Here is a 12081-nt window from a genome sequence, read left to right on the forward strand (position 1 = left end):
CCCTCCGGGCAATCCAGCGCGCCTGGCGGACTGCCTCAGCCAAATCCAGCCCCTCCGGCGTTCGAGGAGCGGGGGTTCGGGGGCGGAGCCCCCGCAGCGGCGCCGCAGGCGCCGGCAAGGCGCGGGTCCGGGCGGAGCCCGGGGCGTACTCAGGCCGGAGTTGAGTACCCGCACCCTGTCGGCGGAGCCGGGCCGCGGGCGACCGTGGGGACATGACAGCCAGCGCACGCGACATCGCCGGGGCCACCCCCGCCGGACGGGACCGGTACGTGGATCTGCTGAGGGTCGCCTCCCTCGGCACCGTCATCGGCGGGCACTGGCTCATGGCCGCCGTCGGCACCGGCGGCATGGGGAACCTCCTCGCCGTCGTGCCCCGGCTCCAGGTGCTCACCTGGGTGCTCCAGGTCATGCCGGTGTTCTTCTTCGTCGGCGGGTTCTCGCACGCGTTGTCCTACAGGTCGCTGGTGCGGCGGAGCGACGGCCGACCCGTCTACGCCGACTTCCTGCGCGCCCGGCTGCGCCGACTGCTGCGGCCCACGCTCGTCTTCGTCCTCGTCTGGGCCGTCCTCGCCCTCGGCGTGCAGCTCGCCGGAGCCGGCGACGGGCGGCTGAGCGGGGCCGCGCTGCGGATGGTCACGCAGCCGCTCTGGTTCATCGGGATCTACCTCGCCATGGTCGCCTTCACCCCGCCGCTGCTGAAGCTGCACGAGCGCCACGGCTGGGCGGCCTTCGCCGGGCTGTTCGGCGCGGCCGCCGTCGTCGACGTACTGCGCTTCGCGCTCGGCGTGCCCTACGTGGAGTTCCTGAACTTCGGCTTCGTCTGGCTCGCCGTCCACCAGCTCGGCTTCCTCCGCGCCGACGGCCGGATCCGCCGCCCCGCCCTCCTCGCCGCCGCCGGGCTCGCGGGGGCCGCGCTGCTGGTGGCGTACGGCCCGTACCCGCTGTCCATGGTCGGGATGCCCGGCGAGAAGGTCTCCAACATGGCCCCGCCCACCCTGGCCCTGCTCTGCCACGGCCTGTGGCTCGTCGGCGCCGTCCAGCTCCTGGCGAGGCCCGCCACCGCCTGGCTCGCCCGCCCCCGGGTCTGGCGCGGGGTCGTCGCCGCCAACGGGATCGCCATGACCGCCTTCCTCTGGCACCTCACCGCCATGCTCGCCGTGTACGGAGTCCAGCTCGCCGTCGGCATCGCCCTGCCCGAGCCCGCCACCGCCGCCTGGTGGGCGCAGGTGCCCGTCAGGATCGTGCTCGCCGCCGGCCTCACCGCGCTGCTCGTCGCCTGCTTCCGCCGCTTCGAGGCCCCGCCGGGGAAGGCCGCCGGGGCCGCCGCCGGCCCCGGCAGCGGGCCCCGCGCCGCCGCCGGCATCACCCTGTGCCTCCTCGGCATCCTGGGGCTCTCCATGACCGGACTCGGCGGCCTGCTCGACGGTCACAGCGCCACCCTGATCGCCGTTCCCGTCACCGCCCCGGCCGCCATCGCGATGGCACTGGGCGGCTGGCTCCTGGTGGAACGGTCCGGCACTGCCCGGCGCGTTAGGCTGAGGGGCTGATCCACACCCCTTCCCTGGAGCGCGTCTGATGGCCGTCAATCTGGTCAATGTCGAGGCAGTCAGCAAGGTGTACGGCACACGTACCCTGCTCGACGGCATCTCCCTCGGCGTATCCGAGGGGGACCGGATCGGTGTCGTCGGCCGCAACGGCGACGGCAAGACCACCCTCATCCGCATGCTGGCCAAGCTGGAGGAGCCCGACACCGGGCGCGTCACCCAGTCGGGCGGCCTGCGCATGGGCGTCCTCACCCAGCACGACTCCCTCGATCCCGCGGCCACCATCCGCCACGAGATCATCCGGGACATGGCCGACCACGAATGGGCCGGCAACGCCAAGATCCGCGACGTGCTGACCGGCCTCTTCGGCGGGCTCGACCTGCCCGGCTTCGGCCAGGGCCTCGACACCGTCATCGGCCCGCTCTCCGGCGGCGAGCGCCGCCGCATCGCGCTCGCCAAGCTGCTCATCGCCGACCAGGACCTCCTCGTCCTCGACGAGCCCACCAACCACCTCGACGTCGAGGGCATCTCCTGGCTGGCCGGCCACCTCCAGACCCGCCGCTCCGCCCTCGTCTGCGTCACCCACGACCGCTGGTTCCTCGACCAGGTCTGCACCCGCATGTGGGACGTCCAGCGCGGAGACGTCCACGAGTACGAGGGCGGCTACAGCGACTACGTCTTCGCCCGCGCCGAGCGCGAGCGGATCGCCGCCACCGAGGAGCAGAAGCGGCAGAACCTGATGCGCAAGGAGCTGGCCTGGCTGCGCCGCGGCGCCCCCGCCCGCACCTCCAAGCCGCGCTACCGCATCGAGGCCGCCAACGAGCTCATCGCCGACGTGCCGCCCCCGCGCGACAAGTCCGAGCTGATGCGCTTCGCCAACGCCCGCCTCGGCAAGACCGTCTTCGACCTCGAAGACGTCAGCGTCCACGCCGGCCCCAAGGTCCTCCTCAAGCACCTCACCTGGCACCTCGGCCCCGGCGACCGCATCGGACTCGTCGGCGTCAACGGCGCCGGCAAGACCTCCCTCCTGCGCGCCCTGGCCGAAGCCGCCCGCACCCAGGGCGAGTCCCAGCCCGCGGCCGGCCAGGTCACCGTCGGCAAGACCGTCCGGCTCGCCTACCTCTCCCAGGAGGTCGGCGAACTCGACCCGTCCCTGCGGGTCCTCGAAGCCGTCCAGCGCGTCCGCGACCGCGTCGACCTCGGCAAGGGCCGCGAGGTGACGGCGGGCCAGCTGTGCGAGCAGTTCGGCTTCACCAAGGAGAAGCAGTGGACGCCCGTCGGCGACCTCTCCGGCGGTGAGCGGCGCCGGCTGCAGATCCTGCGCCTGCTCATGGACGAGCCGAACGTCCTCTTCCTCGACGAGCCCACCAACGACCTCGACATCGAGACCCTGACCCAGCTGGAGGACCTCCTCGACGGCTGGCCCGGCTCGATGATCGTCATCTCCCACGACCGGTTCTTCATCGAGCGCACCACCGACACGGTGATGGCCCTGCTCGGCGACGCGAGCCTGCGGATGCTGCCGCGCGGCCTGGACGAGTACCTCGAACGCCGGCAGCGGATGATCGAGGCGGCCGCCCCGACGCCCGCGCCCGCCGCTGCCGCCGCGAAGTCCACCTCGTCCGGTGACTCCCGCGCGGCGAAGAAGGAACTCCAGAAGATCGAGCGCCAGCTGAACAAGCTCTCCGACCGCGAGAGCAACCTGCACGCGCAGATCGCCGAGCACTCCACCGACTACGACAAGGTCGCCAAGCTCGACGCGGAACTGCGCGAACTCCTCTCGGAGCGGGACGATTTGGAGATGCGCTGGCTGGAACTGGCCGAAGAGGCCCAGTAGCCGCAGCGCGCAACCGCCCCGATAACGGCGGCGTCACGGGCCGGTCCTCCCTTGGGAACAGGGGCGGAGCGGCCCGTTGTGCGAAGGCGGGCAGTGATAGAAAGGTCATCCCCCCACGACCATCCGAAGCCGAAGGTTGCGCTGATGACCGAGCCGCCCCAGCCGCCGCCCCAGCCGCCGACCCCTTCCGATTACGGTCACCTGCCCGGCCCCCCACAGCCCTCCGCGCACGGCTTCCCGCCGCAGGGCGCCAACCCGTACGCTCGGCAGCCCGCGCCCGAGCAGCCCCCTCGGCCGCAGCAGTTCCAGCAGCCCCAACAGCCCGCCACGCAGCCGATGTACGGCTACCCGCCGCCGCCCCCCGGCCTGCCCGGCATGCCCACGACCGTGCCCGCAACGCCGTCGAAGAAGAAGCCCACCGTGCTCGTCGCCGCCTCCGCGGCGGCGCTCCTGCTCGTCGGAGGCGTCGGCTGGATCGCCTTCGCCGGCGCGGACGACGACCCGAACAAGCCCGTCGCGCAGGGGTCGCCCGCCGACGGCAAGGCCTCCGCCTCGGCCTCCGTCGACAACGGCGACGGCAGCGGCAACGGCAGCGGGGAAGCCGACCTCAACTCCGGCCGCAAGCAGGGCGAGGGCAAGGTCCTCTGGCTCAAGACGGTCAAGATCGACGGCCCCGGCATGGGCGTGGAGTCCCCGGGCCAGTGGGTGGTCGGCGACACCGTCGTCAAGGGCGTCTGGAAGTCCCTCACCGCCTGGTCGACCGCCGACGGCAAGGAGAAGTGGACACTGCCCTTCCCCACGCTGATCTGCGCCACCAGCCAGCAGACCACCGCCGACGGCAAGACGGTCGTCATGTACAAGGACGGCGAGTCGGACACCGCCTCCTGCACCCAGATGCGCGTGGTCGACCTCAAGACGGGCAAGGAGGTCTGGTCGAAGGAGGTGCCCAAGGAAGGACTCTTCGACCTCTTCACCAGCCCCACGGTCGACATCACCGGCGACACCGTCGCCATCAACCGCGGCGGCAACGCCAGCGCCTTCAGGATCAGCACCGGCGACAAGCTGTTCACCGGCAACCAGGCCGAAGGCTGCGGAGCCGACTCCTACACGTCGGGCAACGGCAAGATGATCGCCCTCGCCACCTGCCGGGACGAGGACAGCACCGTCGAGGTCCAGGGCATCGACCCGGTCACCGGCGCGAAGGGCTGGACGTTCCGGCTCCCCCCGAAGTTCAAGGTCACCGGCATCCACTCGGTGGACCCGGTCGTCCTCGACCTCGGCAACGAGGGGAGCAAGGAACGCTCCATCGTCGTCCTCGGCCCCGACGGCAAGCAGACCGCCACCCTCACCGGCGAGGGCAACTTCCCCGTCGGCTGCGGCGACACCGGACTCTTCCGCTCCCTGACGACGTGCGATTCCTCCGCCGTCGCCGACAACACCCTGTACCTGGCCACCAGGGAATCGGGCGGCAAGGCGAACGAGATCGTCGCCTTCGACCTGGCCTCCGGAAAGGCCAAGTGGCGCACCCCGGCCGGGGACGGGCGCACCATCACCCCCCTCAAGGCCGCGGACGGACAACTGGTCTTCTACCGCCTGGCCGAGGAGGACAAGGGCGGCGAGATCCTCTCGATCCCCGCCGCCGGTGGCACCCCCACCGCGCTCCTGCGCAACCCGTCGGGCCCCGCCGCTCCGATCGAGCACTCGTTCCGTCTCCCGAAGGTCGACTGGGCGGACGGACGGTTCTTCATCTCCACCGGCCGGCTCAAGGCCGAGGGCAAGGAAGAGAAGCTCCTCATGGTCTTCGGAATGTGAACGTGTCCGACAGCCACCCACCGAGAGGCAGTAGCAACGCATGAGTACCCCGCCGCCCCCCAGCCAGCCGCCGTCCGGCGGCTTCGGAGCGCCGCAGGATCCCCCGCCGGGAGGCTTCGGCCCGCCCGGCGGGTTCCCCCCGCCTCCGCCGTCCGGGCCGTCGGCGCCTGCGCAGCAGCCTCCGGCCCAGCCCGCGACCATGCCGGCCCAGCCCGCGGCCCAGCCCGTGCCGCCGCCGCCCGCGCCGCCCGCCGCGCCGCCGGCCCCCGGACAGCCCGCGTACGGCTACCCGCAGCCCGGACCCGGTTACGGATACCCGCAGCAGCAGCCCGGGCCCGCCACCACGCCCATGTACGCCCCCCAGCCCCCGGCGACGGGCGCCCCGGCCGGCGGCGGCAACGACAAGCGCAACCAGCTGATGATCGTCGGCGCTGCCCTGCTGGCCGTCGTCCTCATCGTCGGCGGCGGACTCTGGTACGCCTCCGGCACCGGCGGCGGCGACGACGGCGGTCAGACCACCGCGGGCGGCGGCTCCAGCGCCTCCACGGGCAACGACAAGCCCCAGGACGGCGCCGGCGCCACGGAGAAGGCGCCCTCCAACCCGAAGGCGAAGACGCTCTTCAACCTGCCCAGCCCGCAGCCCGCCGAGCAGGTCGGCACCATCGGCTCCTGGATCACCGACTCCACCTACGTGAAGTCCGACGTGTCCAAGGTCGTCGGCTACAACCTGGTCGACGGCGGCAAGAAGTGGGAGATCCCGCTCCCGGGCGAGGTCTGCGGAGCGACCAAGCACGTCAGCCAGAACAAGTCGGCGATCCTCTTCCGGCCCACCCAGCCGACGGCCGAGACCAAGTACCCGGCGTGCAGCGAGGTCGGCGTCATCGACCTGGAGGCGGGCAAGCTCCTCTGGTCCGGCAACGCCAAGAGCGCCAGCGGCGGTGACCGTCCCGCGAACCTGCGCGAGGTCACCATCAGCGGCAACACCGTGGCCGCGGCCGACATCTCCACCGGCGGCGCCGCCTGGAGCCTCGCCGACGGCAAGCCCCTGTGGGTCCCCAAGGTCGACGCCGAACAGTGCCGCGACACCGGCTACGCCGGCGGCGAGGCCCTCGCCGTCATCCGCAAGTGCGGCCAGAGCCCCAACTACACGCTGTTCGCGCAGGTCCTGGACCCGAACACCGGTGCGCCCAAGTCCTCCTACAAGCTGTCCCCGGGCATCGACTACGCGAGCATCGTCTCCACCAACCCGCTGATCGTCGGCGCCGACGTCGGCAAGACCGCGAAGAACGCCACCGGCGTCAGCGACCTCTTCGTCGTCGACGACAAGGGCGAGCTGAAGGCCCGCATCGCGCTCACCTCCGGGAACTTCGCCGGCAGGTGCGCGGCCACCGACGTCGAGAAGTGCACGGGCATGGTCGTCGGCAACGGCAAGCTCTACCTGCCCTCCGACGAGCACCAGGGCAAGGAGGGCATCAGCCGCACCAACGAGCTGCTCTCCTTCGACCTGTCGACGGGCAAGCAGACCTCCGACCGCGCCGACGCGGGCGAGCGCTACCAGCTCACGCCGCTGCGCATGGACGGGCAGAACGTCATCGCCTACAAGGAGCCCCCGTACGACAAGGGCGGCCAGATCGTCAGCATCGACGGCAAGACGATGAAGGAAACCCTCCTCATGGAGAACCCGGCGGACAAGGCGACCCAGCGGGCGGAGATCGCCTTCTCGCCCGAGTACTCCGAATACCGCTACCACAACGGGAAGCTCTTCATCTCCCGCACGTCGGTCCGCAAGCCGATCTCGGACCGGGACCCGGAGTACCTCTTCATCTCCTTCACCGCGAGCTGACGCCCGCGCCCGCACGTGGCGGGAAGCCCCCGGAAGGTCCGTCCTTCCGGGGGCTTCTGCGTCGATACCGGGGCGGACCGTCGAACAAGCGTGTAGCTTGCCGGGTCAGATGATTCGGGGGTGGGTGCCTCAATGGGCGTACGGGTCGTGGTGGTCGACGACCACCGGCTGCTGGCCGAGGCGCTCGCCTCTGCCCTGAAACTGCGGGGCCACCGGGTGTTGGCGGCCACCGCGCCGTCCGCGGGTGCCGCCGAGCTGGTCATCAGCCGGGCCCCCGAGGTCTGCCTGCTGGGGACCTCGACGCCCGCCGAACCCGGGGTGTTCGAACCCGTCGTGCGGATCAAGCGGGAGCGCCCGCAGATCGCCGTCGTCGTCCTGGGCCCGGTGCCCAGCCCGCGCGGCATCGCCGCCGCCTTCGCCGCGGGCGCCTCGGGCTACGTGCGCCAGGACGAGCGGATCGAGGGCGTGGAGCGGGCCCTGGCCAAGGCGCGGGCGGGGGAGCCGGCCATCGCGCCCGGGCTGCTCCAGGGGGCGTTCGCGGAGCTCCTGAACCCCGCCGCCCAGCCCGACGACGAGGGCAGCAGGCTGCTGCGGCTGCTGACCCCGCGCGAGGTGGAGGTGCTGGTGCGGGTCGCGGAGGGGGAGGACACCCGGCTGATCGCGGCGGGCATGGCCATCGCCCCGAGCACCGCCCGTACGCACGTGCAGCGGGTCCTGATGAAGCTGGGCGTGGGCTCGCGGCTGGAGGCGGCCGCGCTGGCCGCCCGTACCGGCCTGCTGGACCGGGCGGCCCCGCCGCGGGGTGCCGGGGAGGCCTGATCGGGGCCCCGGATTTCCCCGGAGCCGCCTCATCCGGTAAGCCAGTCTCCTAGCACGCGCGTACCCCTGTGCGCGTTCTTCTGGGAGAGGCAGTAGTCGAGTGAGCAAGTACCTTGTAACGGGTGGCGCCGGATACGTCGGCAGCGTGGTCGCAGCGCACCTGCTGGAGGCCGGCCACGAGGTGACCGTCCTCGACGACCTCAGCACCGGTTTCCGCGAAGGCATCCCGGCGGGCGCCTCCTTCATCGAGGGCCGGATCCAGGACGCCGCGCGGTACGTGGACGCCTCCTTCGACGGCGTCCTGCACTTCGCGGCCTCCTCGCAGGTCGGCGAGTCCGTGGTGAACCCGGGCAAGTACTGGCAGAACAACGTCGGCGGCACCATGGCCCTGCTGGCCGCGATGCGCGAGGCGGGCATCGGCAAGCTGGTGTTCTCCTCCACCGCCGCCACCTACGGTGAGCCGACGGAGGGCCTGCTGACCGAGGCCTCGGTCACCGCGCCGACCAACCCGTACGGCGCCTCGAAGCTGGCCGTCGACCACATGATCGCCGGCGAGTGCGTGGCGCACGGCCTGGCCGCGGTGTCCCTGCGCTACTTCAACGTGGCCGGCGCCTACAAGGAGTTCGGCGAGCGGCACAGCCCCGAGACCCACCTGATCCCGCTGGTGCTCCAGGTCGCGCTGGGCGAGCGCGAGGCGATCTCGGTGTACGGCGAGGACTACCCGACGCCGGACGGCACCTGCGTCCGCGACTACATCCACGTCGCGGACCTGGCGGAGGCCCACCTGGCCGCGCTGGAGAACGCCACCGCCGGCGAGCACCTGATCTGCAACCTGGGCAACGGCAGCGGGTTCTCGGTGCGCGAGGTCGTCGAGACCGTCCGCAAGGTGACCGGCCACGAGATCCCCGAGGTCGTCGCCGCGCGCCGGGCCGGCGATCCGGCGAAGCTGGTGGCCTCCGCGCGCACCGCCCACGAGCGCCTGGGCTGGACCCCGAGCCGCCCGGACCTCACCGGCATCATCACGGACGCGTGGAACTTCGCGCGCAGGGACGCCTCCTGAACCACCCTGCTCATCGGCTTTCCCACGCGCCCCCCGCACCCTCCGGTGCGGGGGGCGCGTGCATGTCCGCGACGCGCCGTGGACGGGCGCTTCGCGCGGGCGCCCAGCGTGCACACGCCGGGTGAAATGGACCCCGTGCAACTGCCCGTGGCACACGCCGGTGCGGATACCGCCATCCGGACCTTCGGTGAAGTCGAATTCAAGCCACCACAAAGCCCGTTCGGACCGTCCCCACAGGAAAATCACAGGGAAAACTTCTGCTATTCGGCCAACCGCGTGTCGCCCCCGGCCCTACGCTGATGCGTGACACCGGTGGGGGCCGGTGTTGATTCAGGGGTCGAGACACGTCGGGTACGACGTCCGGTCCGGGGTAGTGCAGAGATGTCTCGGCGGCGGCCGGGCAGCTGCGGATCACCCGGTCCGGGCGCCGTACCCGCCGTCGTCCGTTCCCCTACCCTTGGGGGTTTTGTGGCTCGTATCCGGGTTCTCGTCGTCGACGATCACCGAATCTTCGCCGAATCGCTCGCAGCCGCGCTCGCGGCCGAGCCGGACGTGGACGTGTCCGCGGCCGGCAGCGGTCCGGCCGCCCTGCGCTGCCTCGAACGCGCGGTGGCCGAGGGCCGCCGCTTCGACGTCCTGCTCGTCGACGCCGATCTGGCCGCCGCTGCCGGGTCTCCGGGCGCCTCCGGCCCCTCCGGGGGCGTGCCCGTCCAGCGGGAGCCCGGTTCCGGGGCCGCGCCGCCGGGTGCGGACGGGATCGCGCTGGTCGCGACGGTACGGGGCGCCCACCCCGGCGTGCGCACCGTCGTCCTCGCCGAGCGCGACGAACCGCGTCGGGCCGCGCACGCGCTCCAGGCGGGGGCCTCGGGCTGGGTGGCCAAGGACTGCTCGCTCTCGCGGCTGCTGGCCGTGATCCGCGGGGTCCTGCGCGAGGAGACCCATCTGCCGCCCGCGCTGCTCACCGGGGTGCTGCGCGAGCTGACGGCCGCCCGCAAGCACCGTTCGGACAGCGAGCGGCTGGTCGAGTCGCTGACCCCGCGCGAGCACGAGGTGCTGCGCTGCATGGTGGCCGGGCTGGGCCGCAAGGACGTGGCGGCGCGGCTGTTCCTGTCCCCGCACACGGTCCGCACGCACATGCAGAACGTGCTGGGCAAGCTGGGCGTGCACTCCACGCTGGCGGCGGTGGCCCTGGCCCGCCGGGCGGGCGTACGGCCGGCCGATCTGGGGCTAGCCGGGGATGTTGTCGAACGGAGCGGTCAGCTGGCGTAGCAGCCCGGCGAGGTCCGCGCGCTGGTGCCGGGAGAGCTGGGCGAGGATCGCCCGCTCCTGGGCCAGCAGCCCGGCGAGGGCCTGGTCGGCGCGGTCGCGGCCCTCGGGGGTGAGCCGCACGAGGACCCCCCGGCGGTCGCTGGGGTCCGGGAGCCGTTCGACGAGGCCCTTCTTGGCGAGCCGGTCGATGCGGTTGGTCATGGTGCCGGAGGTGACGAGCGTCTGCGTCAGGAGCTGGCCGGGGGAGAGCTGGTAGGGCGCTCCGGCGCGGCGCAGGGAAGTCAGTACGTCGAACTCCCAGGGCTCCAGGCCGTGCTCGGAGAAGGCCAGCCTGCGGGCGCGGTCGAGGTGGCGCGCGAGCCTGCTCACGCGGCTCAGCACCTCAAGCGGTTCCACGTCGAGGTCAGGGCGCTCCCGGCGCCATGCCGCTACCAGTCGGTCGACCTCGTCCTCCATGCCGATCAGTGTAAGGGGTCTGTCGACATGAAGTCTCTTCACGTCAAGCCTCTCGATCACAACTATCTTGACGTCGAGATATAATTGCCGCGAGGGTGGGGCATGGAGCGTCCCGGAACGGATTCCGCTTCCGCCCGCCCCGCCAGCAGGGAGGCTCGAACATGTATTCCGATACCGCGCGCGCCGGCACCCCCACGTCCACCGCGCCGACCGCACCCACCTGGGACCCCCAGCAATACCTCCGCCACTCCGGACACCGCACCAGGCCCTTCCTCGACCTCCTGGCCCGCATACCCGAACTCCCCACCCGCCCCCGGACTCCGTCCGGGGGGACCCCCGCCGCCCGCATCGCCGACCTCGGCTGCGGCCCCGGCAACGTCACCACCCTCCTCGCCGACCGATGGCCCGACGCCCGGATCACCGGCTTCGACCTCTCCCCGGAAATGCTCCACCGCGCCGAACAGGAACACGCGGGCCCCACCCCCGGCGGAGGCAGCCTCGACTTCCAGCACGCCGACCTCGCCTCCTGGCTGCCCGACCGGCCCTACGACCTGATCGTCTCCAACGCCGCCCTCCAATGGGTCCCCAGCCACCCCGGCTCCTTCGGCGCCTGGATCAACGGACTGCGCCCCGGCGGCACCTTCGCCTTCCAGATCCCCGGCAACTTCACCGCCCCCAGCCACGCCCTGCTCGCCGAACTCTGCGACACCCCCCGCTGGCGCGCCCGGCTCGCCGGCCACGGCGCCCGCTACGTCCACCTCCTCGAACCCGCCGAATACCTCGCCCGCCTCACCGAACTGGGCTGCGCCGTCGACGTCTGGGAGACCACCTACCACCAGCTCCTCCAAGGCCCCGACCCCGTCCTCGACTGGGTCAAGGGCACCGCCCTGCGGCCCGTCCTCACCGCCCTCGGCGACGACGAGGACGCCGTCCACGCCTTCCTCGCCGAATACCGCGACCGGCTGCGCGAGGCCTACCCCCCCGGACCGCGCGGCACCGTGTTCCCCTTCCGCCGCATCTTCGCCGTAGCCCGCAAGGAGGCCTGACCGTGCTCACCGCCGTCGACCACGTACAACTCGCCGCGCCCCCCGGATCCGAGGACCTGCTCCGCGCGTACTACATCCACGTCCTGGGCATGACCGAGATCCCCAAACCGCCCGTCCTCGCCGCACGAGGAGGCTGCTGGTTCACCGCCGGACCCGTACAGCTCCACCTCGGCGTCGAGGACGACTTCAAGCCCGCCCGCAAGGCCCATCCCGGACTGCGCGTGACCGGCATCGTCGAGTACGCGAGCAGACTGGAGCAGCGGGGGGCCAAGGTCGTCTGGGACGACAACCTGCCCGGCCACCGCCGCTTCTACTCCGAGGACCCGGTCGGCAACCGGCTCGAATTCCTCGAACCCCACGCCCTCGACCCGCACACCCTGGAACCCTGCGCCTGA

The 12081-nt window shown here is 72.2% G+C and carries 10 protein-coding genes; 9 read left to right on the forward strand and 1 reads right to left on the reverse strand.

Annotated features, from left to right (window positions below):
* Positions 1-212: 212 nt before the first annotated feature.
* The 7 genes from ACFYZL_RS24230 to ACFYZL_RS24260 all read left to right on the forward strand — a co-directional run bounded on the left by ACFYZL_RS24230 (position 213) and on the right by ACFYZL_RS24260 (position 10184).
* Positions 213-1547: an acyltransferase family protein gene (locus tag ACFYZL_RS24230; RefSeq protein WP_388681563.1), complete on the forward strand. Its 1335-nt coding sequence runs from the start codon at positions 213-215 to the stop codon at positions 1545-1547.
* Positions 1548-1575: 28 nt separating this feature from the next.
* Positions 1576-3381 (forward strand): ABC-F family ATP-binding cassette domain-containing protein, encoded by a 1806-nt coding sequence (locus tag ACFYZL_RS24235; RefSeq protein WP_388681566.1) that lies wholly within the window; start codon positions 1576-1578, stop codon positions 3379-3381.
* Between the two features lie 144 nt (positions 3382-3525).
* Positions 3526-5193, forward strand: a complete 1668-nt coding sequence (locus ACFYZL_RS24240) for a PQQ-binding-like beta-propeller repeat protein (RefSeq protein ID WP_388681569.1) — start codon at positions 3526-3528, stop codon at positions 5191-5193.
* Positions 5194-5392: 199 nt separating this feature from the next.
* Positions 5393-7036 (forward strand): PQQ-binding-like beta-propeller repeat protein, encoded by a 1644-nt coding sequence (locus tag ACFYZL_RS24245; RefSeq protein ID WP_384752063.1) that lies wholly within the window; start codon positions 5393-5395, stop codon positions 7034-7036.
* A gap of 132 nt (positions 7037-7168) precedes the next feature.
* Positions 7169-7855, forward strand: coding sequence for a response regulator transcription factor (locus ACFYZL_RS24250; RefSeq protein WP_388681706.1), 687 nt, complete (start codon positions 7169-7171; stop codon positions 7853-7855).
* A 100-nt stretch (positions 7856-7955) separates the two neighbouring features.
* On the forward strand, positions 7956-8915 hold the full coding sequence (gene galE / locus ACFYZL_RS24255) for a UDP-glucose 4-epimerase GalE (protein WP_384731579.1): 960 nt from the start codon (positions 7956-7958) through the stop codon (positions 8913-8915).
* Positions 8916-9383: 468 nt separating this feature from the next.
* Entirely contained in the window at positions 9384-10184 is an 801-nt protein-coding gene (locus tag ACFYZL_RS24260) for a LuxR C-terminal-related transcriptional regulator (protein ID WP_388681573.1), read from the forward strand.
* On the opposite strand, the gene ACFYZL_RS24265 is transcribed toward ACFYZL_RS24260, so the two are convergent.
* Complete coding sequence (locus ACFYZL_RS24265) at positions 10143-10640, reverse strand: MarR family winged helix-turn-helix transcriptional regulator (protein ID WP_388681576.1); 498 nt, start codon at positions 10638-10640, stop codon at positions 10143-10145. The genes ACFYZL_RS24260 and ACFYZL_RS24265 overlap by 42 nt on opposite strands.
* A 161-nt stretch (positions 10641-10801) precedes the next feature.
* On the opposite strand from ACFYZL_RS24265, the gene ACFYZL_RS24270 reads away from it, so the two are divergent.
* Positions 10802-11686, forward strand: a complete 885-nt coding sequence (locus tag ACFYZL_RS24270; protein ID WP_384752073.1) for a trans-aconitate 2-methyltransferase — start codon at positions 10802-10804, stop codon at positions 11684-11686.
* A 2-nt stretch (positions 11687-11688) separates the two neighbouring features.
* The gene (locus ACFYZL_RS24275; RefSeq protein ID WP_384752076.1) at positions 11689-12081 is read left to right on the forward strand and encodes a glyoxalase; all 393 of its coding nucleotides are present in this window, start codon (positions 11689-11691) and stop codon (positions 12079-12081) included.

Source organism: Streptomyces sp. NPDC001717, assembly GCF_042892775.1.
Classification (GTDB): Bacteria; Actinomycetota; Actinomycetes; order Streptomycetales; family Streptomycetaceae; genus Streptomyces.